The organism is Kluyvera chengduensis, from assembly GCF_044197065.1.
In the GTDB taxonomy this organism is placed as follows: domain Bacteria; phylum Pseudomonadota; class Gammaproteobacteria; order Enterobacterales; family Enterobacteriaceae; genus Kluyvera; species Kluyvera ascorbata_C.
In genome coordinates this window covers 69,595-92,934 of sequence record NZ_JBIQOI010000006.1, presented here as the reverse complement: position 1 = coordinate 92,934, position 23,340 = coordinate 69,595, and the positions used below count along the sequence as shown (strand labels likewise).

Below are 23,340 nucleotides of genomic sequence, written 5' to 3'. Positions count from 1 at the left end.
TCTTACGCATCAGTAACGTCGTTGCCACTCATTGCTGCTGAGTACATCCTCTTTCTGACCCATAAAGTGACGATAATAAGCGTCATAGGCTAGCACGTTCTTCACGTAGCCACGGGTTTCCGAGAACGGGATGCTTTCGATAAACGCCACCGCATCGATACGCCCCGCGCTGTTGCCAAGCCAGGTGCGTACGCGTCCAGGCCCGGCGTTATAGGCCGCCGAAGCAAAGATACGGTTGTTCTCGAACTGCTGATAGACGTACTGCAGGTAGCTGGTACCAATATTAATATTGGTTTCCGGATCCAGCAGCTGTACGGGGTTACTGTAGCCCGGCAGATTAAACATCTTCACCGTATGAGTCGCGGTGCCCGGCATAATCTGCATCAGACCGCTGGCACCGACCGGTGACTTCACCTTCGGATTCCACGCGCTCTCCTGGCGGGCAATCGCCATCGCATAGCTTTGAGGGACATCTTTACCCGAGGTGTAACGCACAAACAGATCGTTATAAGCCAGCGGGAAGCGCTCCTGCAGGTTATCCCACAGCTTACCGGCGATGGTCGCCTGCACGCTGAGATCCCACCAGTGCTGGTCAAAAGCGTAGCGCGCCAGCTGGGCCTGCTCGGTCTGGCTGCGACTGCTCACCAGGTTCGCCCATTCGCTGCGTGCGGTGTTGTCCTGATTCCAGTACATTAACTCGCGCACGCGCGCCATCTCCGCACCACTGGTCAGGGTGGGGGAGAGAGTTCCCGGGGCTTTTTCTACGCGCAGCGCATACGGCTCACCCAGACGCTGCGCGGCGACCATCGGATAGAAGCCGCGTTGCTGCATCAAGGAGAGCAGAATGGTACGGGCTTCATCATCACGCCCTCGCTCCATCAGCAGGTCGGCCTGCCAGTAGCGCCACTCGTCTTTCTCTTTGGCTTCCATCGGTAAACGCGCCAGCCAGGTGTTAAGCCCGCTGCGATCGCCCGTGCCTAACGCCATGCGTACGCGGCGTTCAACCAGCGACGTTGACTGCGAACGCATGATGGCGTCATCACGCCAGCGCGCCTGTTCATCGGTCACGTCATTGCCCATCAAGCGCCAGGCGACGATATCACGCAACGCCTGCGTCTGTTCATCGTTAAGCTGCTGCGCCTGCACAAGCATCGGGATCATCAGGCGCGCATTTTCTACATCCTGACGCGCCACGCTGCTGAAAGCGACCGCGGCCAGCTGGCGAGTAAAATCCGTCGCACCGGTTGAACGCGCGAAGGTCAGCACGTTGTTGGGGTTGTTCACGAGATCGGTAATGGCCGAGGAGATGGTTTGGTATTCCGACGGCATCTGCGAGGCAAGTACCTTCACTAACCCTGTATTGCCTGCCTGCATCGCCAGACGAATACGTTCAAGATAGGCCAGCGGATCCTGAGTGCCGGAAGCCCGCCAGGCACCAAACAGCTTATCGCAGGCGTTCGGACGGCTCTGCCCCGTCAACCACAGCGTTTTCGCACCGTCCCAGGCACCCTGAGTATCCCCCACGGAATATTTGGCATAGTAGTAGTTACACTGCGCTTCCACCGTTCCAGGCTTCTCCGGGCTGAACGCCAGCAGCCCGCGCCAGTCTTCCCGACGGGCCAGTTCATTCACAAAGCGGTTTCTTAAGGTGCGCGCAGGCGGAAGCGTCGGGTTCGCCTGCACGAAGTTGGTGACCGCCAGCGCCGGGGTATTCATCAAATCGCCCGACAGCTGTCGATATTGCAGATAAGGGTACAGCGGGTAGTCACGCAGGGTTGGCATCAGTTGCTCAACCACATCCATCTGCTGGTTATCCCAGGCCTGTTTGATTTGCGCATAGCGACTGCGCTGTTCATCCAGCGAATCGGCGCGGGCAACGCTGCTGAAAGTCAGCAGACAGAGACCGGCAGCCAGCAGACACCACGTCAATTGTTGGGCTTTTTGCACAAGCTCTTCCTCGTTGTCACGTTACGTCAGTACAGCATCATGCCGCGTAATAAATTGATGCTAACCACTGAATGATAAATGTTCCACGCAATGCACACTTTTTTACGTTTTATTGGGACATCGGCACGGCAGAATTTGCCTGCTGGGATTGGGCGTTGAAAACAGCTACACTTCGCCTTTGAAAACTCTATTCATCACCTACCCTAAATAATTCGAGTTGCAGGAAGGCGGCAAGGGAGCGAATCCCCCGGAGCGTACATAAGTACGTGACTGGGGTGAGCGAGCGCAGCCAACGCATCTGCAGCTTGAAGTATGACGGGTATATAAAAGAGGCGAAGTCCACGTGGCTCAATTCGTTTATACCATGCATCGTGTCGGCAAAGTGGTTCCGCCGAAACGTCATATTCTTAAAAACATCTCGCTGAGTTTCTTCCCTGGCGCAAAAATCGGTGTTCTGGGCCTGAATGGTGCCGGTAAATCCACCCTGCTGCGCATTATGGCCGGTATCGATACCGATATCGAAGGTGAAGCTCGCCCACAGCCGGGCCTCAAAATTGGTTACCTGCCGCAGGAACCAAAGCTGAACCCTGAACATACCGTTCGTGAATCGGTTGAAGAAGCCGTTGCCGAAGTGGTTAACGCGCTGAAAGGCCTGGACGAAGTGTACGCCAAGTACGCAGAGCCAGACGCCGACTTCGATAAGCTGGCTGCCCAGCAGGGTAAGTTCGAAGAAATTATCCAGGCGCACGACGGTCACAACCTGAACGTGCAGCTTGAACGCGCCGCTGATGCGCTGCGTCTGCCGGACTGGGATGCGAAAATCGAAAAACTTTCCGGTGGTGAACGCCGCCGCGTCGCGCTGTGCCGTCTGCTGCTCGAAAAGCCAGACATGCTGCTGCTCGACGAACCAACTAACCACCTGGATGCAGAGTCCGTGGCCTGGCTGGAACGCTTCCTGCACGACTTCGAAGGCACCGTTGTGGCGATTACCCACGACCGTTACTTCCTCGATAACGTTGCCGGTTGGATCCTCGAACTTGACCGCGGTGAAGGTATTCCGTGGGAAGGTAACTACTCCTCCTGGCTGGAGCAGAAAGATCAGCGTCTGGCTCAGGAAGCGTCTCAGGAGGCGGCTCGCCGTAAATCCATTGAGAAAGAGCTGGAGTGGGTTCGTCAGGGCGCGAAAGGCCGTCAGTCTAAGGGCAAAGCCCGTCTGGCACGCTTTGAAGAGCTGAACAATACCGAATACCAGAAGCGTAACGAAACCAACGAACTGTTTATTCCACCTGGAGCACGTCTGGGCGATAAAGTCGTTGAAGTGAGCAATCTGCGTAAATCCTATGGCGATCGCGTACTGATTGACGACCTGAGCTTCTCCGTACCGAAAGGCGCTATCGTCGGTATCATCGGCCCGAACGGCGCGGGTAAATCAACCCTGTTCCGTATGATGTCCGGTCAGGAACAGCCTGATAGCGGCACCATCTCACTTGGCGAGACCGTGAAGCTGGCGTCCGTTGACCAGTTCCGTGATGCTATGGATAACAGCAAAACCGTGTGGGAAGAAGTTTCCGGCGGGCTGGATATCATGAAGATTGGCAACACCGAGATGCCAAGCCGTGCGTACGTGGGCCGCTTTAACTTCAAAGGCGTCGACCAGGGCAAACGCGTTGGCGAACTGTCCGGCGGTGAGCGTGGTCGTCTGCACCTGGCGAAGCTGCTGCAGGTTGGCGGCAACATGCTGCTGCTCGATGAACCGACAAACGACCTGGATATCGAAACCCTGCGCGCGCTGGAAAACGCCCTGTTAGAGTTCCCGGGCTGTGCAATGGTTATCTCGCACGACCGTTGGTTCCTTGACCGTATTGCGACCCACATTCTGGACTACCAGGATGAAGGTAAAGTCGAGTTCTTCGAAGGTAACTTCACCGAATACGAAGAATATAAGAAACGCACGCTGGGCGCTGATGCGCTGGAGCCGAAGCGTATCAAATACAAACGTATCGCGAAGTAATCTTCATCAGGCGAATAACTCAGGTTATTCGCCTTTTTTATTTACCTGTAAAATAAACCTCCCATTTATACTTCCCTTCCGTTTAATAATATATTCAAATATGATTATTTTCATTCACGGTATTTCTTACTCACCAGGATTGAGATAGTTTAATAGCTGTGTTAAAAATAACGCTTCGATCAAAAAAAATTTTTCGCCTTTAATTTATTCATGAAATAAATCCACAGCAACAGCGCCATTAAAAAAATAAATCAATGACATTCATAAGGAATTGACATGTCTTATTTCTTCTATGTTTATCGCTTCGCGCGATAGCAAACCTATTATTCATAATAACTATTTTATATTTCCTAAAAGGTTTAAATCAGCGAAGCTATGAAAATGATTTCTCCGCGTATATCGGCGGTATTACTCGCAACGACAACGGGCTATCGGAAGACAGTAAAAAAACTACAGCACGTTGAAATACAACGTTATCTGTGGCTGATTATGATCGCCGCCCCCATGCTACTGCTGCTCGTTTATCTGCTTATTTTCAGTCAACCGCGCTTTGTCAGCGAATCAAAGGTCGCCGTCAAACGCCCTGCTGATATTGATAGCGCCAGCCTGAACGTCGGCCTGTTATTAGGGGGGGCCACCTCTTCATCGGCCGAAGACTCGCTGTATCTGAAAGAATATATAAATTCCCCGGATATGATGCATATTCTCGATAAACAACTGAATTTCCATCAGGCGTTTGGTGAGAGTGGCTTAGACTTTTTTTATCATTTATCGACGCACACCACGAACGAACAACTGCTGGACTATTATCGCCAGCGTATTTCGGTGAGCTATGATGAAAAAAATGGCCTGCTGACTATCCAGACGCAGGGGTTCACGCCTGCATTCGCCCTTCAATTTAACCACGCGGTGCTAAAAGAGTCAGAGCGTTTTATCAATGAACTGTCTCACCAGATATCGCGTGAACAGATGACGTTTGCCGAAGAACAGTTACAGCAGGCCAGAGTCCGATTAAACGCCAGCAAGCAGGCGTTAATCACCTATCAGAACAACCACAACATTCTGGATCCGCTGGCTTCAGCGGAAGCGGCGACAACGCTTGTGAATTCGCTGTTGGCGAAAAAAATTGAGATGGAGGCGGACCTACGCAACCTACTGACCTACCTGCGCAGCGATGCGCCACAGGTTGTCAGCGCCAAAAACGCCATCAGCTCTCTGCAATCTCAAATCGATCAAGAACAAAGCAAGATAACAGCGCCTGATGGCAAAAAACTCAACAGCATGGCCGCCGATTTTGAAGAGATAAAGTCGCAGGCCGTTTTTGCAGGCGATCTGTACGCGCTCGCACTCAAAGCCTTTGAAAAAACGCGGGTCGAAAGCGCCAGAAAGTTAAAAACGCTCGCTACCATCAGCACCCCGCAGCAGGCGCAAGAATCAGCATTTCCTGACGTCCCTTACCTGCTAATGAGCTGGCTGCTGGTCTGCTGCCTGCTGTATGGGGTAGCCCGATTGCTGCTGACCATTATCGACGATCACCGAGACTGACGCTAACGCCAACACTGAACCGGATCCTCTATGAAACGAGCCACACTCATTTTCTTATTTCTATTGCTGCAATCGAACACCACATTTGCCGTTGGCGTAACGGCAGACCCTGAATTGACCGGCGCGGCCACGCTCCCTTCCGTGCTGACGCCGCAAAATGGTAACGCTGCCGACACCAGCGGTTTTGATAACACCCCGCCGTCGCCGCTATTACCCACCGATAACCGGATGTTCGGCGCGCAGCTCTTTACCGGCGCTTCAGTAGATAGCGGGGCCAGCATCGGCTTTAACCCGAACTACGTGATTGGGCTCGGTGATACCGTGCAGGTTCGCCTCTGGGGCGCGTTTACCTTCGACGGCGCGCTGACGGTCGACCCTAAAGGTAATATTTTCGTGCCGAATATTGGCCCGCTGAAAGTGACCGGCGTCGCCAACAGCCAGCTCAACGGCCTGGTCACCGCCAAGGTAAAAGAGGTGTACCAAGCTAACGTCAACGTGTATGCCTCCCTATTGCAGGCGCAACCGGTGAAGGTCTTTGTCACGGGGTATGTCAAAAATCCCGGACTTTACGGCGGCGTGGCATCTGACTCGCTACTCTCCTATTTGAGCAAAGCCGGTGGCGTAGACAGTGAACGCGGCAGCTACATCGACATTGCGATAAAACGCGGAAAATCAACGCGTACCCACGTCAATCTGTACGATTTCCTGCTCAACGGCACGCTCACGCTCTCGCAGTTTGCCGATGGCGATACCATCGTGGTTGGCGCCAGAAAACAGACCTTTAGCGTTGAGGGCGACGTCTATAACGGCTATGAATTCGAGTTTTCTGAAGGCTCTATTCCCGTTCAGGAGGCCCTGAACTGGGCGCGTCCAAAGCCTGGCTCTACCCATTTCACCATCGTGCGACAGCAGGGCACGGTCAAGCGGACAGAATACTATCCGCTGGGGAGCGCCGCCGGGAGAAGCCTACAGGATGGCGATAAGCTGATCATCAGCTCCGACCGCTACGCGGGCACTATCCAGGTGCGCATTGAAGGCGCGCATTCCGGCGAGCATGCGCTGGTGCTGCCTTACGGCAGCACCATGAAACAGGTGCTCTCACAGATCAGGACCAACAGCATGTCCCGGATGGACAGCATCCAGCTGTACCGCCAGTCCGTTGCTTTGCGGCAAAAAGAGATGCTCGACCTCTCCTTGCAAAAACTGGAGGAAGCATCCCTCTCTTCACAATCCGCAACACAGGAAGAGGCTCGCCTGCGTGTACAGGAAGCGCAGTTGGTCAGCCGCTTTGTTGCCAAAGCCCGTAACGTCGTTCCCAAAGGCCAGGTGGTGCTCAATGAAAGCAACCTCGATTCGGTGCTGCTGGAAGATGGCGACATCATCACCATCCCGGAGAAAACGTCGCTGGTGATGGTGCACGGTTCCGTACTGTTCCCCAACGCCGTCAGCTGGCAAGAAAAGCTTGATGTTGATGATTACATTAAAAAATGCGGCGGCCTGACGCAAAAATCAGGACAGTCGAAAATCATCGTTATCCGCCAGGATGGCGAAGCGTTGAACGCCGACGATGTTAATGCCGTCGCAGCTGGCGACGAAATTATGGTCTTGCCGAAATATGAATCGAAAAACATCGAAGTTACGCGCGGTATTTCCACCATCCTTTACCAGTTAGCCGTTGCGGCAAAAGTGATTTTGGATCTGTAACCCCCTGTATGAGCGGCGGGCTATCCCGCCGCTGCTACACCACCATAGCGATAGAGAATGTAATCAGGATGATTGGCATTTATTCATCAGGCATCTGGAAAACGCCACACCTTGAAGCGTTTCTCGGTGAACCCGGCATCAAGCTGACGCCCCGTCACAACCTCGCGTCAACCCGCCTTCGCGCCATCGCAGTATGGGGAGAGCGTCCTTCGACACAGCGCCCTATCAAGCTGGCTCGGCAAGCAGGCATCCCTATTCTGCGACTAGAAGATGGTTTCACTCGCTCGCTAGGGCTAGGTGTGAATGGCGTGCCGCCGCTGGCAATGGTAATGGATGACTTAGGTATTTATTACGATGCCCGCACGCCCAGCCGTCTGGAAAAGCTGATTCAGGCCGCCGCCGTCAATCCCTATCAGGAAATCGAGGCGCAGCGCGCTATCGCGATGATGGTTAACCACGATCTCTCGAAATATAACCACGCTCCGCCCTTTTCTGCGCGCGTATCGGGCAAAGAGGTCGTTCTGGTTATCGACCAGACCTTTGGCGATATCTCCGTGGCGCTTGGCGGGGCAAACGAGCAACAATTTTCCGCAATGCTGGCCAGCGCCTGCCGCGAGCACCCTCGGGCAGAAATCTGGGTCAAAACTCACCCCGATGTTCTCAGCGGTAAAAAGCGCGGCTATTTCAACGCGCTGCCAATCAACGCGCGAATTAAGCTATTCACCGAAGACGTTAGCCCACAGTCTTTGCTGCGACACGTCACAACGGTCTACACCGTCACGTCACAGTACGGTATTGAAGCGCTGATGGCCGGCAAACAGGTCGTCTGCTTCGGACTGCCCTGGTACGCCGGATGGGGGATAACGGACGATAGGCATCCCGATGCACCAGCGCTCGCCGCACGGCGTGGCTCTGCGCCGCTGACGGCATTGGTCAGCGCCGCCTGGCTTCAGTACTCCCGCTATATTGATCCCTATACCGGCGAACGGGCCACCCTTTTCGATGTGCTGGACTACCTACATCTGAACCGAACCCATCACCTTGCCCGGCGGGGGCATTTATGGGCGCCGGGAATGACGCTCTGGAAAAGCAGTATCGTGAAGCCCTTTTTACGAACGTCAGATAATCAAGTGAGTTTCTCCCGCCGCTGCAAACAGGCGGCGGCCTGCATCGTCTGGGGGATTCAAGGTGAGGCATGCTGGAAGGAAAGAGCGGAAGCTCGCAACCTCCCTATCTGGCGAATGGAAGATGGCTTTTTGCGTTCATCAGGCCTTGGTTCAGATCTGCTGGCCCCGCTTTCACTGGTGCTAGACAAGACGGGGATCTACTACGATGCCACCCGTCCCAGCGATCTGGAGCAACTTCTCAGCCACTCTCTCCTGAGTACTGAACAAAATCAGCGAGCAGCGCAACTTCATCAGCATCTAGTGGCGAATAAGCTCAGCAAGTACAACCTCGGCAAAGGCTGGCAGTGCCCACCGACCGAGGGTAAACGCGTGCTGCTGGTACCAGGACAGGTGGAAAACGATGCATCAATTGCGACAGGAACGCTCAGCATCAATACCAATCTGGCACTCCTGCATACCGTACGTGAACGATATCCGCACGCATTTATTATTTATAAACCGCACCCCGATGTACTCACCGGCAATCGTCCCGGCCATATTGCCGAAGCGGAGATGTCACGCCTGGCCGACTGCGTGGCCCTTGATGCGGATATTATCGAGTGTATTCAGCAGGCTGATGAACTTCACACCATGACCTCGCTTTCCGGGTTTGAAGCGTTGTTACACGGTAAGCAGGTGTACTGCTACGGCCAGCCGTTCTATGCCGGATGGGGGCTTACCGTGGATGAGCATCCCAATACCCGCCGCCAACGGTCGTTGACGCTGCAGGATCTGATTTACCAGACCCTTATTGCCTATCCAACCTATATCCATCCGCATGACCAGCGTGTCATCACGGTCGAAGCGGCTGCGGCATGGCTGATGACGCAAACCCGACCCGCAATGGCGGCAAAGAAAAAAGCCAACCGGTTGGTACGCCTGTGCCGTAAAGCCATCAATTTTTACCGCGTAAAATTTAAATAAGAATCAGGAGGGTGCATGGAAAGCACCACAATGAACAACCTGCTGGCAGGTAAGCGCTATTTGCTTTTACAAGGTCCAATGGGACCCTTCTTTTCGGAACTGGCCACTTGGTTAGAGAGTAAAGGCCGCGAAGCCGTCAACGTAGTTTTTAACGGCGGAGACTATTTTTACTGCCGCCAGCGCGCCGTGCTGCACTACACCCAAACGCCTGCGCAGTTTGCCCACTGGCTCAAAGAAGTCTGGCAAACCTATCCCTTTGATACTCTCGTTTGCTTTGGCGATTGCCGTCCTTTACACCAGGCAGCACGCCAGTGGGCTAACTCAAAGGGTCTACGCTTCCTGGCATTCGAAGAAGGCTATCTCCGCCCGCACTTCATTACGCTCGAGGTCGGCGGTGTTAACGCCTACTCTTCCCTTCCGAAGGATCCCGATTTTTATCGCCAGTTGCCGGAGATGCCACCGCGCGTTATTCAATCCCTAAAGCCTTCAACGCTTCAGCGTTACTGGCATGCGACCTGGTATTACCTCATTGGCTGGTTTAACCAGAAACAGTACCCGCACTACCGGCACCACAAGTCGTTCTCTCCTTGGTATGAAATGCGCTGCTGGATCCGCGCGTGGAGGCGTAAACACTGGTATGCCTTCAGAGAGCGACACGTGCTCCCGCGCTTGCAAAACCAGCTGGATAATCGTTTTTATCTGGCCATTCTGCAGGTTTATAACGATAGCCAAATCAGGCAGCACAGCCCCTATAACGATGTTCGCGAGTACATTAATGATGTGATTTATTCCTTCGCGACGAAAGCACCTGTGACAAAGTTTCTCGTGTTTAAGCATCACCCGATGGATCGTGGCCATCGTCTGTATGCGCCTTTAATCAAGCAGCTCAGTAAGAAATACGGGGTAGAAAACCGCGTGTTATACGTACACGATTTACCCATGCCTGAAATGCTGAAACATGCAAAAGCAGTGGTGACAATCAACAGTACGGCGGGGCTGTCAGCGCTGATACACAATAAATCGCTGAAGGTGATGGGCGATGCCCTGTACGACATGAAAGGATTGACGTATCAGGGGCATCTGCACCAGTTCTGGACGGCGGGGTCTAGGCCGGATATGAAGTTGTTGGGTAAGTTTCGAGGGTATTTATTGGAAACGACGCAGATTAATGCGGTGTTTTATGGGAAAGATAACACCCATATTAAAAATAATTCCTCCCAAGTGAAAGAAATAGTGAGTAAAAAGATCTCTATCGATAAGTACAAAACATACAAAAATTAATCATTAATTTCTTTTTCCCATGGAGCTAACTCACTGAATCGCCTATTGAGGTAATTTTTTGAGGCAATCTTATAATTTTTGTCCACCGCGCTGCCTGCGCCATCATTAAAACACATAATTTTATGAGCAAATGCTTGTCCATCAACAATCATTTTAATATTAGATGGTCGCACAATTATATTTTTAATATCACCAGAAACAGATTCCTTAGCTATATAAGAGTAATGATGATATAGAAAAGATGTTAAATTAATATCAGTGTCGCTTCTTAATTTTGACTGCCTTGTCCTATTAACCTCAAAATTAAAACATTCATCAATATCCTGCAAAATAGATTTTTTCAATGCATGAGGCACATGCCTTGTTAAGCTTCTTGCGCTATAATCCGGAGCAATTTTTTTTAGCAGTCGACATGAATTAATAGATGCTTTCATATAATCAGGAATACTTTCCCTCATGGAACCATCATAAACCATTCCATAAGGTTCATAATATGAAATAGATCTACCAGCATCGTCAAAAAAATCTGATTTAAGGCACGGTTGCCCTAAAACAACATCATCGTTAAAATAAATAAAATTCTCACTTAACCCATTAATATTATGTAAGCAACACTCAATTGAATGTGAGTTGAATGTTGGAAGCATTTCTTCACTTGGATATATTTCATCATGAGAAATCCATTCAATTTTAGGGTTGTCTTTCAACCAATTTGGTCTGGCGCAATTGGAGACTATATATATCTTATTTATCCACCTTGCATATTTATTTATTGATCTAAGGGAATATTTTAACTCATCATTATCCGTAAATCGATCAGGATCAAATTTGATTTCAGGGAATGAATCCAGCCATTTTCTTTGCCATTCTGGATCAGTCTGATTTACCCACGTATATACAGCATCAACGCTAAACTTATCTATTTCATGGCTATTGTAGATCATATGCATTTCACTCAAATGAAATTTTTTCGCCAATACATGTCTTGATCGTGCTGTTGCTAAACCGTCAGAATCTACATCATAAAGATAAACATTAAAAACATAACCCTCATCAATCTGATTATATAACTCAACCACAAAATCAGAACGTTTGGATAGATCCAGAGTTATTTTACTGATATTAAAATCAGTATTCGCGTCGACTTCCACATGATACCCACCATTTAACGTATATATTTTCATAGACATAGATGACATTTTTTTCAATGCACCAACTATATTTACAAGTAAATTCAGATGCCCGCTCCATATAATAACGCTATCGTAATCATGTTTATGTCTAACACAACACCCTGCATTGAGATTATCTTTTATATAACTTACAACTCCATCTTTTCTTATTTCATCATAATTTATACTATGCCCAACACTGCACACCATTTCTAATTTATCATTATAAAGATTGACTCTATTTCCTAATTTCTTTTTGAACAAATCATAAAAAAATAGATTTGGGTCCTTTATAAGTTTATTGATTTTTTTAATAGAGCAAAAATTAGACTTATCCATTTAATAAAAACCTCAATCTTCGTTTAAACGTATCCAACCTATCAACATGACCAGGTTTATTCTCAAAATAAATTGAATAATCATGAATGGAACCATTATTCATCGATACATAATTGATAAATTCAGAAATCAATGTGTCATTACCCCCACTAATTTCATTATTAAAAAAAGCATAATGTTCACTTTCGAAAAAACAAAAATTATCTCTTTTATATTCATAATAACTATCATTTTCGCACTGATATTTATCATGATAAACGTGAAGGAGTATCTCTTTACTTAACAACTTAGGAAAACATAACCGTCCAAGAAATCGTCGAAACCCAACAGCAAACAGTGGTGACCTTGATGGTTTATCGATAAATGAATCAGTATCTTTAGGTAAGATTGAATAGAACTTACAAAGCCGAATTAGAAAATCAAAATCTTCATACCCATGCCCTATATAACTCTCGTTAAACCCACCAATTTTTTTATATGTGTTTTTTTTCATCAAAGTGATTGATGACGGGCTTGCTAAATGCAAGAAATACATACGATGAAATAAAAAATATTTCTTCAATAAATCCATTTCCCTAAGACAACTATTTTTTAAAGCTTTGCTTCCAGACTTACTCAAATACAAGCAGGGATATATTATAAATTTATCTCTTTCATAGTAATTCTTTTTAATATCCTTTATGAAAAGACTAAAATCAGGATAAATATCGACATCTAACAAAACCAAATCATCCGTATCAACATTGGAGAATGCCGCATTTCTAAGTGAAGATAAATTAACCTCTCTTTTTCCCTTTACTAATTCAATAGCAACATTTGAGAAAACACTCATTTTTTCAATAAATAAATTCTCGTATCTATCATTTGAATAATTAATACCAAAAGAAATATTTACATTATCCACCATAGCAGATTTAGAGAGGTTAATAGCCCTAGAGATAATATCCTTTGGTCTTCTTCTTAAATCAATAGGTACAATACAAGTCAGAATCCCATTGCTTTTCTTGCACATATATTAGATTAGCTCTTCACTATTATAACGTTGTATGCCGATATTGACTTCGTTAAACAAATGAGCATGTCCATTCTTATCAAAATACAACGCTAGATCACAATATTCCTTCAAACTATTCAAACTATGCGACACCATTAGAAAACTCGACTCTTTATGCCGAGCTCTGAACATATCCGCACACTTCTGCTTAAACCTGGCGTCTCCCACCGCAGTCACTTCATCAACCAGATAATAATCAAACTTAAACGCCATGCTTAAACCAAACCCCAGCCGCGAACGCATCCCCGACGAGTAGGTTTTAATCGGCATATCAAAGTATTTCCCGAGTTCGGCAAACTCTTCGACAAAAGCGACCTTCTCTTTTAATTCGCCTTTTTGCGCATACAGTCGGGCGACAAACTTCACGTTCTCGCGCCCGGTAAGGCTGCCCTGGAAACCACCGGAAAGACCTACGGGCCATGAAATGGTGTTAGTGGTGACGATCCTGCCGCTGTCTGGCCGGTCTATTCCGCCAATCATGCGTAACAACGTCGATTTCCCAGCGCCGTTGCGGCCAATAAGCGCCACGCTCTTTCCGCTAGGCAGCTCAATATTGAGGTTTTTGAAGACATAGTGCCGCCCCTGGGGCGTACGATAGGATTTGGTGAGGTTCTCAATGCGGATCATGATGTCAACATCGCCTCTTCGCGCAGGCGATAAAGAGCAAGCCCGAAAAATAGCATTAGCAGAGTGCAAAAAGCCAGGTAAGGCAGGCTCACGCCCTGGCTCACATAGCCCGCCACCACGCATTCACGGCTCAGTTCAACGATATGCACAATGGGGTTCCAGAGGAGATAGGGCCAATAGTCACGCGGTACGGCGTGCAGCGGGAACATAATGCAGGAGACGAAATAGAGTGGCTTTATCAGGATAGGCAGAAACTTCTCCATCTCAGGAAACGTCTTCCCCACCACCATGAACACCATTCCTAGCCCGCAGGAAAAGAGAATCAGCAGCAACCACGTCACCACCAGGGTGACAAGCTGTGTGACGCTAAACACCTCACCGGCTATACCGACTACACACATCAGGACAATATAGACACAGCCATAAATCAGGCTTTCCAGCAGCGCCCTTGCCAGGATCGTGTCGATAGGTTTTACCGGTCGGTAATTAAATAACCCCTGGTTCGCGTCGATTGCGCTAATGGAGCGGGTGGCAATATGGCTGAAAAGAAAGTAAGGGATAATGCCGTTTATCAAAAAAACGGGAAATGAAATATCCGGCATCGTGCGGTGCATGACATAACCAAATACGGCTAACATCACCAGCATATGCGCGGCGGGTTCGAGAATGGCCCAGCAGTAACCCAGCCGATACTTGCCGAAACGTGTTTTAATTTCACGTAAAAAAAGCGCGCAAACTGCCGCACGCTGGACTTCGATACCGCTTCTGGCCATAAGATGTTGCTTCCATTCAGGCATGCTACCGCCCTGGCCTTATACGACCATAGCGACTGACAAAAAATCACAGGGGATGGACATCTTCAGGGATGTGAATAATAGAGGTTGAAGCATTAATTACAAAAATCATAAAAACAATAAATAAAAACTGCCACACTATTCCCTTGATGTATTCCAATGATATAAATTGGAAAATGGAATTTAGCTTTTAATGACTATAATAACTAGCATTATCGCATTTAATTAAATTTAAATGATTTGTTAGAATATATTAAATGATATATTTTTATTTATAATCAAAGTGCTTTTTAAGAAAACCACGCATGCTAAATGCGACATTATAAATGCCCAGTTTATAATGACAGCCAAAAAAAATACCCTTATGATATTAAAGAATTAATGGCTGCCATTATAAATATTATTCGTAATGATGAAACAGCACGGCACTACGCAAGTGCCGTGCGGGAGGGTTAATCCCCCATCAGTTCTTTAACCAACTCTACGCAGCGCAGGAATCGGGAGTCATAGTCTGATTCTTCGACATGCACAAATTCGATATTGTTCTTTTCAAGCAAAGAGACCAGCAAAGTCTGGAACTCCTTGCGGTCAACCGAGCTGCCAAGGCTCCGCAGACCATCGGCTACCCACGGGGTGTTGTTTTCCAGCAGGATAACCAGGTCGAAACGGTACTCATCAATCAGCGCCTGTACAAACGGGTGTTCACGCCCCTCATACTTCTTACAAAATGCCTGTGTGCTGACAAAATCGGTATCGATAAAGGCCACTTTGTTCGCATACTTCACCGCAAAATCGATGTACTGGGCATGTCCCAGCGCGATTTTGTCGTAGTCGGAATACTGTAACGCCATCTCGTCACCGCCCAGGTGCGAAAAGACGTAGTCTCGACCATATTCCCAGGCACTGGTGGTATTAAAGATATTCGCCAGCTTGTTCACTAGCGTCGATTTCCCGCTGGATTCGCCGCCAAGGATCGCCACCGTACGCACGAAGAACGGTTTCACTTCGGTGGGAATATAATCCCAATAACGGAATGGATTCTCACGAATCTGCGACCCGCTGATGTTCATAAAGGTCCGTTTCGGGTCAATCAGCACCGTTTCAATACCGAGATGCTCGAGGTACTGCGGCGCATCGGCCTCTTCAGAAGAGTAAATCCAGTTGGGCTCGATGCCCTTCTCTTCCATAAAGGTCTTTACGCCCGCGCTCCACACGTCCCAGCCGTGCGGGTACGGTTCCATGCCCTCTTCATTAAAGGCGTGAATACGGATGTTCTTCTGGTACTTGAAGGTTTGCAGCAGCCAGCGCAGTCGGTCTGACACAGTCGGCTGCTGCGACATGGCGCTATCTTCAAACAGTGCGCGGTCGCGCGTGTCGTCATAACCCATGATGATATGCAGCTCATCAACCTGGCTACAAGCACGCTGGATCAGATAGATGTGGCCCGTATGCAGCGGGTAAAACTTACCGAATATCACGCCGATATTTTTCTGCTGGCGCGGAAACTCCAGCCCGAGAAAACGGTGCAGTGCCTCAAGCTTTTGCGCGCTGGGGCTTTTAATTTTGGCGTTGAGAAGCTGGCTTAAATAGCCCTTGGTCATGCCGCTGGCGTCAGCGACCTGCTGTAAAGTACAGCCTTTCTGACGGATTGCGGTTTTAAGATAGTCGAACGACGACACAAGAGCCTCCTGCTGAATTGGGGTAAACCATCTACCCATTATACAAAAAACCCGGATGCACTCACGGTACTCTCCGGGGAAAAAGACCGGCGACACAGTATGTCGCCGGGGGTCAAACGTTAGAGATCGTCAAAAACGTCCAGCGCATCGGCGAGTTTTTTGACGCCAAAGACTTTCATGCCTTCCGGAATTTTCTTCGGTACATTTGCCGCTGGCACAATCGCGCGGCGGAAGCCATGTTTAGCCGCTTCCGAAATACGCTCCTGTCCGCTCGGTACAGGACGAATTTCACCGGCCAGCCCCACTTCGCCAAAGACAACCAGATCCTGTGGCAACGGTCTGTCGCGCAGGCTGGAAACCATCGCCATCAGCAGGGCTAAGTCAGCGCTGGTTTCCGTCACCTTCACGCCGCCCACTACGTTAACAAACACATCCTGGTCTGCCATTTGTAGCCCGCCGTGACGGTGCAGCACCGCCAGCAGAATCGCTAAGCGGTTCTGCTCAAGACCAACCGCAACGCGGCGTGGGTTACCCATCATCGAGTGATCCACCAGCGCCTGAATCTCGACCAGCAGCGGACGCGTACCTTCCCATACCACCATCACCGAACTCCCGGAGGTGACTTCATCACCGCGGCTCAGGAAGATAGCGGAAGGGTTGCTCACCTCTCGCAGGCCTTGTTCGGTCATGGCGAATACGCCCAGTTCGTTCACCGCACCAAAACGGTTCTTATGGCTGCGCAGCGTACGGAAGCGCGAGTCCGCGTCGCCGTCGAGCAGTACCGAGCAGTCGATACAGTGTTCGAGCACTTTTGGCCCTGCCAGCGAGCCATCTTTGGTCACGTGGCCTACCATGACAATCGCCACACCGCGCGTTTTCGCAAAACGCGTGAGATAGGCTGCGGTTTCGCGCACCTGAGCCACGCTGCCCGGCGAGGACTGAATGTCCGCCATGTGCATCACCTGGATGGAGTCGATAACCATCAGCTTCGGCTGCTCTTCTTCCGCAATCTGGCAAATCTGCTCGATGCTGGTTTCCGAGAGCATATTCAGATTGGCGGTAGGAAGCCCCAGACGGTGCGCGCGCATGGCGACCTGCTGTAGCGACTCTTCCCCGGTGACGTACAGGGTTTTCATCTGCTCGGCCAGCTTGCACAGCGTTTGCAGCAGCAGGGTTGATTTCCCCGCACCAGGGTTACCGCCAATCAGGATGGCGCTACCGGGCACCACACCGCCGCCCAGCACGCGGTCAAACTCTTTAAAGCCGGTGGAAAAGCGCGGCAACTCTTCCAGGCTGATATCCGATAGTTTTTGCACCTTCGCGACACCGGCATTACCCGCATAGCCGCTCAGACGCTCATTACGTGCGACCGTAGGGGAAGCCGCAACACGCACTTCGGTGATGGTATTCCACGCATGGCAGGCGCTGCATTGCCCCTGCCAGCGCGGGTAATCCGCACCGCACTCATTACAAACAAATGCGCGTTTAGGAGCTTTCGCCACGTTAACCTCTTTATTTCTGATTCATGCTGCCGGAGAGAATGCAGAACACCCCCATCAAATCGGCATGACGGATAGTGACTTCCGTCTGTTCGTTCACTTTTGGTTTGGCATGATACGCAATCCCCAGCCCGGCTTTTTTGATCATCGGCAGGTCGTTGGCGCCGTCGCCAATCGCCACCGTCTGAGCATGGGGAATTTCATGTTTCTCAGCCAGTTGCAGCAAGGTTTTCGCCTTATACTGCGCGTCGACGATATCGCCCACCACTTCGCCCGTCAGCTTGCCGTCACGAATGCCGAGTTCGTTAGCGACCGCTGCGGTTAAACGCAACTTATCGCGCAGGTGATCGGCGAAGAAGGTAAAGCCGCCGGAGGCAATCGCCACCTTCCAGCCCAACGTTTCAAGCTTGAGTACCAGTTGAGTCAGACCCGGCATCAGCGGCAGGGTTTCACGCACCTGACGCAGAATATCGGCATCGGCATCTTTGAGCGTGGCAACACGTTGGCGCAGACTGGCACTGAAATCCAATTCACCGCGCATCGCGCGCTCGGTCACTTCCGACACCAGTTCGCCGGTACCGGCCAGTTTGGCGATTTCGTCGATGCACTCAATTTGAATTGCGGTGGAGTCCATATCCATCACCAGGAGGCCCGGCGTGCGCAGGTGCGGGATTTTGCCCAGCGGGGCAACGTCCAGCCCAGCGTCATGCGCCAGGCGCGTTGCGCGCGGCGTTAATGACCCCGCCAGGCGAATAACCTGATAGTCTTCAACGCACCAGGCCGCAACAATCACCATCGCCGCCCCCAGCTTACGCTGATAGGTGGTGAGGCTGGCTTTATTCAACCCGCGGCCATACAGCAGCCAACCGCTGCGACCGGCGTGGTAATCCAGCGGCATCACTTCATCGCCGCTTAGGGAAAGCGGCAATCCAGGCCACAGGGAGACATCTTCTGACAGATCGCACCAGGTCAAACTGTTTGGCATTACAGCTCCAATCTTCACTATATTAAGCCCAGGAAAATAACGCATGAGGCTACCTTGTAACCAGCGCTTCTGGCAACATTAAGCTGTAAATTTTCAAAGGTGGAATATGGTTCGCGCAAAACTGAAATTTCGACTGCATCGCACCGCGATTGTCCTGATCTGTCTCGCTCTGTTGGTGGCATTGATGCAGGGCGCCTCCTGGTTCAGTCAACAAAGCCAGAAACAACGAAATCCGCAGCTAGAAGAACTGGCCAGAACGCTGGCGTTTCAGGTGTCGCTCAACCTTGTGCCGCTGATGAAAAGCGAAACGCCGGATGAAAAAAAGATAGGCCAGCTGCTGAATCAACTCACCACGAAAAGCCGAATCCTCGATGCTGGCGTGTATGATGAGCAGGGTGATTTGATTGTCCGCACCGGTGAACAGGTCGATCTGCGTGACCGCCTGGCGCTGGATGGCAAAAAAGCGGGCAGCTACTTTAACCAGCAAATCGTCGAACCTATTCAGGGGAAAAATGGCCCTCTTGGCTATCTGCGTCTGACGCTGGATACCCACACCATCGCCACCGAATCTCGTCAGGTGGATAACACCACCAACATTCTCCGCCTGATGCTGCTGCTGTCGCTGGCTATCGGCGTGGTACTTGCCCGCACGCTGCTGCGCGGCAAGCGTACACGCTGGCAGCAGTCGCCGTTCCTGCTCACCGCCAACAAGCCGGTGCAGGACGAAGATAAAGATTAATCAGAAAAGGAAATCGCTATGTCAACGCTACGCCTGCTGCTTTCAGACTCTCACGACCCGTGGTTTAACCTCGCCGTGGAGGAGTGTATTTTTCGCCAGATGCCCGCCACGCAGCGGGTGCTATTTCTGTGGCGCAATGCAGATACGGTGGTGATTGGCCGGGCGCAAAACCCGTGGAAAGAGTGCAACACCCGCCGCATGGAAGAGGACAACGTCCGTCTGGCTCGCCGCAGCAGCGGCGGCGGCGCGGTGTTCCACGACCTCGGTAACACCTGTTTTACCTTTATGGCCGGTAAGCCGGAGTATGACAAAACCATTTCTACGTCCATTGTGCTCGAGGCGCTGAATTCGCTGGGCATTACGGCGGAAGCTTCCGGGCGTAACGACCTGATCGTAAAAACCGAAGAAGGCGACCGCAAAGTCTCCGGCTCTGCCTACCGAGAGACCATAGACCGTGGCTTCCACCACGGCACGTTGCTGCTAAACGCCGACCTTAGCCGTCTGGCTAACTACCTGAACCCGGATAAGAAAAAGCTGCAGGCTAAAGGGATTACGTCGGTGCGTGGACGCGTGGCTAACCTGGTCGAGCTACTGCCCGATATCACTCATGAGCAAATCTGCGAAGCCGTCACCGAGGCGTTCTTCCGCCACTACGGTGAGCGAGTGGAAGCTGAAATTATCTCCCCGGATAAAACGCCAGACCTGCCGAACTTTGCCGAGACGTTTGCGCGTCAAAGCAGTTGGGAGTGGAATTTTGGTCAGGCCCCGGCGTTCAGCCACCTGCTTGATGAACGTTTCACCTGGGGCGGCGTAGAGCTGCACTTCGACGTCGAGAAAGGCATTATCACCCGCACGCAGGTGTTTACCGATAGCCTGAACCCCGCACCGCTGGAGGCGTTGGCGGAGCGTTTACAGGGCTGTCAGTATCGTGCAGATGTGCTGCAACAAACCTGCAAGGCGCTGGTTGCGGAGTTTCCGGAACAGGAGAGCGAGCTGCGAGAGTTGGCTGAGTGGGTGTCGGGGGCTGTACGCTAAGAGCATTGCCGGATGGCGGCTAACGCCTTATCCGGCCTACAAACGAGTGCTTTCTGTAGGCCGGATAAGCGAAGCGCCATCCGGCATTACCGCCGCTCCCCTGCCTCAAGCCCATTCATATCCCCCGCCCAATCAACCGGATAAATGCTCTTTCGAACATCACGATGAAATGTCGAAAACGGCCAATCCTGGACGCACGTCACCCAACCATGCTTTACGGGATTGATATAGATGTAATCGACATGTCGGCGGTAATCTTCTTCATCGCGAATCGCGTGCTCCCAGAAACGTGGCTGCCACACTTCATGGCACATTATTGATTTGGTAAATAACTTTTTGAGCTCCCGCCAACGGGACGAAAAATCACAATCGTTCTCGGGAAGGGTCCAGATGCAATGCAAATGTTCAGGTAGCACGACCAGAGCATCTACCTGAAAAGGCTTAGTTTCTTTCACACGACGAATGGCTGATCGTAATTCTGCAATCTGACGGACCAGCACATCGCTTTTCCGGTTTTTCAGGTTAACCGTGAAAAACCAGGTTCCACCGTTCATGTAATAACGACGATAGTTCGACATTTTGTTTATCCCTTAAACAAAATTCAAACATAACCGGTGAAGGACAAATGGCAATGCGGAGAGGGTAATTCGGGAAGGAGGTTCGCAGTACATGCGTAAAATTGCCGGATGGCGGCTGCGCCTTATCCGGCCTACAACAGATCGTAGGCCCGGTCAGCGAAGCGCCACCGGGCACAGACAATCTTAAGCTTTATCGCCCAGCAGAACGGATTCCAGCGCGATTTTAATCATGTCGTTGAAGGTCGTCTGACGTTCAGCGGCAGTGGTCTGCTCGTGGGTACGGATATGGTCGGATACGGTGCAGATGGTCAGCGCTTTGGCACCGAATTCTGCGGCTACGCCGTAGATACCCGCCGCTTCCATTTCCACGCCCAGGATACCGTATTTTTCCATCACGTCGAACATGGTTGGATCTGGAGTGTAGAACAGGTCAGCGGAGAAGATGTTACCTACGCGAGCGTCAACGCCCAGTGCTTTAGCCGCGTCAACCGCGTCACGCACCATGCCGAAGTCAGCGATAGCGGCGAAGTCGTGATCTTTAAAGCGCAGGCGGTTCACTTTAGAGTCGGTGCACGCGCCCATGCCGATAACCACGTCACGCAGTTTCACGTCAGCACGTACCGCGCCGCAGGAACCTACGCGAATGATTTTCTTCACGCCGAAGTCGGTGATCAGCTCTTTGGTGTAGATGGAGCAGGATGGGATGCCCATACCGTGACCCATAACGGAGATCTTACGGCCTTTGTAAGTCCCGGTGAAACCTAACATGCCGCGAACGTTGTTCACTTCACGGACATCTTCGAGGAAAGTCTCAGCAATGTGCTTCGCACGCAGCGGGTCGCCCGGCATCAAAACTACGTCAGCGAAATCGCCCATTTCTGCATTAATGTGTGGGGTTGCCATCTTTTATCCTTATCACGTTGTTACTGCCTGATGACGGCTACGCCTTATCAGGCCGACAAAACCGTAGGCCCGGTAAGCTTGCGCCACCGGGCAATTGCATCACAGCATATTTTTGCCGTATTCCATTGGGGACGTACCGAAGTAGGTCGCCAGCGTCTGGCCGATATCCGCGAAGGTTTCACGGTGACCCAGCGAACCCGGTTTGACTTTCGGGCCGTAGATCAGCACCGGAATGTGCTCACGGGTGTGGTCAGTACCGGTCCAGCTTGGGTCGCAGCCGTGGTCAGCGGTGAGGATCAGAATATCATCTTCACCCACCAGCTCCATCAGCTCTGGCAGACGGCGGTCGAACAGTTCCAGACCCGCAGCGTAGCCCGCGATATCGCGACGGTGGCCCCATGAAGAGTCGAAGTCAACGAAGTTGGTGAAGACGATAGTCTCATCACCGGCTTCCTTCATCTCTTTGATGGTGGCGTCGAACAGCGCGTCCAAACCGGTGGCTTTCACTTTTTTCGTGATACCGCAGTTGGCGTAGATGTCCGCAATCTTACCGACGGAAACCACGTGACCGTGTTTCTCATCGACCAGTTTCTGCAGAACGGTCGCCGCCGGTGGCTCAACGGCCAGGTCGTGACGGTTACCGGTACGCTGGAAGTTACCCGCTTTGTCGCCCACAAACGGACGCGCGATAACGCGACCAATGTTGTAGCCGCCTTCGGTCAGCTCTTCACGCGCGATTTCACACAGCTCGTAAAGCTTATCCAGGCCAAAGGTCTCTTCGTGGCAGGCGATCTGGAACACGGAGTCGGCAGAGGTATAGAAAATCGGCTTGCCGGTTTTCATATGCTCTTCGCCCAGTTGATCGAGGATCACGGTACCGGAAGAGTGGCAGTTGCCGAGGTAGCCCGGCAGGTTGGCACGCTTAACCAGTTTATCCAGCAGTTCCTGCGGGAAGCTGTTTTCGTGGTCGCTGAAGTAGCCCCAGTCGAACAGAACCGGCACACCAGCGATTTCCCAGTGACCAGACGGCGTATCTTTACCGGAAGAGAGCTCATGCGCCCAGGCATATGCGCCCACCACTTCCGCGTTGCCGTCCATGCCGGCAGCAATTTTACCGGTGGAACCTTCATGCGCTTTCACCAGACCCAGACGGGTCAGGTTAGGCAAATTCAGCGGACCTTTACGGCCATTGTCAGCTTCGCCTTTGGCGCAGGCTTCTGCAATGTGGCCCATCGTATCTGCGCCGACATCGCCAAAGCGGTCTGCGTCTTCCGTTGCACCAATCCCAAAGGAGTCCAGCACCATAATAAATGCACGTTTCATCTTGTTCTCCATACATCTTGCGCTGCAAAAAAGCG

Annotated in this window: 18 protein-coding genes; 7 read left to right on the top strand and 11 right to left on the bottom strand. The window is 51.0% G+C overall.

Annotated elements, in window-relative coordinates:
• Positions 1-9: 9 nt before the first annotated feature.
• Entirely contained in the window at positions 10-1,947 is a 1,938-nt protein-coding gene (sltY, locus tag ACH1XZ_RS16005; RefSeq protein ID WP_395596358.1) for a murein transglycosylase, read from the bottom strand.
• Positions 1,948-2,290: 343 nt separating this feature from the next.
• Here sltY and ettA point away from each other — a divergent pair, with 343 nt between their 5' ends.
• The 5 genes from ettA to ACH1XZ_RS15980 all read left to right on the top strand — a co-directional run bounded on the left by ettA (position 2,291) and on the right by ACH1XZ_RS15980 (position 10,578).
• Positions 2,291-3,958, top strand: a complete 1,668-nt coding sequence (ettA, locus tag ACH1XZ_RS16000; RefSeq protein WP_395596357.1) for an energy-dependent translational throttle protein EttA — start codon at positions 2,291-2,293, stop codon at positions 3,956-3,958.
• A 375-nt stretch (positions 3,959-4,333) separates the two neighbouring features.
• Positions 4,334-5,503, top strand: a complete 1,170-nt coding sequence (locus ACH1XZ_RS15995; protein ID WP_395596356.1) for a capsule biosynthesis protein — start codon at positions 4,334-4,336, stop codon at positions 5,501-5,503.
• Between the two features lie 30 nt (positions 5,504-5,533).
• A complete protein-coding gene (locus tag ACH1XZ_RS15990; RefSeq protein WP_395596355.1) occupies positions 5,534-7,207 on the top strand; it encodes a polysaccharide biosynthesis/export family protein in 1,674 nt (557 codons plus the stop codon).
• A 68-nt stretch (positions 7,208-7,275) separates the two neighbouring features.
• Positions 7,276-9,297 (top strand): capsular polysaccharide biosynthesis protein, encoded by a 2,022-nt coding sequence (locus tag ACH1XZ_RS15985; protein ID WP_395596354.1) that lies wholly within the window; start codon positions 7,276-7,278, stop codon positions 9,295-9,297.
• Positions 9,298-9,312: 15 nt separating this feature from the next.
• Positions 9,313-10,578, top strand: a complete 1,266-nt coding sequence (locus ACH1XZ_RS15980; protein WP_395596353.1) for a capsule biosynthesis protein — start codon at positions 9,313-9,315, stop codon at positions 10,576-10,578.
• Here the strand turns inward: ACH1XZ_RS15980 and ACH1XZ_RS15975 are convergent.
• The 7 genes from ACH1XZ_RS15975 to serB all read right to left on the bottom strand — a co-directional run bounded on the left by ACH1XZ_RS15975 (position 10,575) and on the right by serB (position 18,727).
• Complete coding sequence (locus ACH1XZ_RS15975) at positions 10,575-12,089, bottom strand: stealth conserved region 3 domain-containing protein (protein ID WP_395596352.1); 1,515 nt, start codon at positions 12,087-12,089, stop codon at positions 10,575-10,577. The genes ACH1XZ_RS15980 and ACH1XZ_RS15975 overlap by 4 nt on opposite strands.
• On the bottom strand, positions 12,082-13,101 hold the full coding sequence (locus tag ACH1XZ_RS15970; RefSeq protein ID WP_395596351.1) for a galactosyltransferase-related protein: 1,020 nt from the start codon (positions 13,099-13,101) through the stop codon (positions 12,082-12,084). The genes ACH1XZ_RS15975 and ACH1XZ_RS15970 overlap by 8 nt, the downstream gene beginning before the upstream one ends.
• Before the next feature lie 3 nt (positions 13,102-13,104).
• A complete protein-coding gene (locus ACH1XZ_RS15965; RefSeq protein ID WP_395596350.1) occupies positions 13,105-13,770 on the bottom strand; it encodes an ABC transporter ATP-binding protein in 666 nt (221 codons plus the stop codon).
• Complete coding sequence (locus ACH1XZ_RS15960; RefSeq protein WP_395596469.1) at positions 13,767-14,543, bottom strand: ABC transporter permease; 777 nt, start codon at positions 14,541-14,543, stop codon at positions 13,767-13,769. The genes ACH1XZ_RS15965 and ACH1XZ_RS15960 overlap by 4 nt, the downstream gene beginning before the upstream one ends.
• 473 nt (positions 14,544-15,016) lie before the next feature.
• On the bottom strand, positions 15,017-16,243 hold the full coding sequence (nadR, locus tag ACH1XZ_RS15955) for a multifunctional transcriptional regulator/nicotinamide-nucleotide adenylyltransferase/ribosylnicotinamide kinase NadR (protein WP_395596349.1): 1,227 nt from the start codon (positions 16,241-16,243) through the stop codon (positions 15,017-15,019).
• Positions 16,244-16,362: 119 nt separating this feature from the next.
• A complete protein-coding gene (gene radA, locus ACH1XZ_RS15950) occupies positions 16,363-17,745 on the bottom strand; it encodes a DNA repair protein RadA (RefSeq protein WP_395596348.1) in 1,383 nt (460 codons plus the stop codon).
• A gap of 10 nt (positions 17,746-17,755) precedes the next feature.
• Entirely contained in the window at positions 17,756-18,727 is a 972-nt protein-coding gene (gene serB / locus ACH1XZ_RS15945) for a phosphoserine phosphatase (protein ID WP_185668259.1), read from the bottom strand.
• 106 nt (positions 18,728-18,833) lie between these two features.
• On the opposite strand from serB, the gene ACH1XZ_RS15940 reads away from it, so the two are divergent.
• Together ACH1XZ_RS15940 and lplA are read left to right on the top strand one after the other, a co-directional pair.
• The gene (locus ACH1XZ_RS15940; RefSeq protein ID WP_395596347.1) at positions 18,834-19,466 is read left to right on the top strand and encodes a YtjB family periplasmic protein; all 633 of its coding nucleotides are present in this window, start codon (positions 18,834-18,836) and stop codon (positions 19,464-19,466) included.
• A gap of 18 nt (positions 19,467-19,484) precedes the next feature.
• Positions 19,485-20,501: a lipoate--protein ligase LplA gene (gene lplA, locus ACH1XZ_RS15935; protein ID WP_395596346.1), complete on the top strand. Its 1,017-nt coding sequence runs from the start codon at positions 19,485-19,487 to the stop codon at positions 20,499-20,501.
• 86 nt (positions 20,502-20,587) lie between these two features.
• Here lplA and ACH1XZ_RS15930 read toward each other — a convergent pair whose 3' ends face one another.
• The 3 genes from ACH1XZ_RS15930 to deoB form a co-directional block, all read right to left on the bottom strand.
• Positions 20,588-21,079 (bottom strand): REP-associated tyrosine transposase, encoded by a 492-nt coding sequence (locus ACH1XZ_RS15930; RefSeq protein ID WP_395596345.1) that lies wholly within the window; start codon positions 21,077-21,079, stop codon positions 20,588-20,590.
• A 183-nt stretch (positions 21,080-21,262) separates the two neighbouring features.
• Positions 21,263-21,982, bottom strand: a complete 720-nt coding sequence (deoD, locus tag ACH1XZ_RS15925) for a purine-nucleoside phosphorylase (protein ID WP_035894565.1) — start codon at positions 21,980-21,982, stop codon at positions 21,263-21,265.
• Between the two features lie 99 nt (positions 21,983-22,081).
• Entirely contained in the window at positions 22,082-23,305 is a 1,224-nt protein-coding gene (gene deoB / locus ACH1XZ_RS15920) for a phosphopentomutase (protein ID WP_395596344.1), read from the bottom strand.
• Positions 23,306-23,340: the final 35 nt, after the last annotated feature.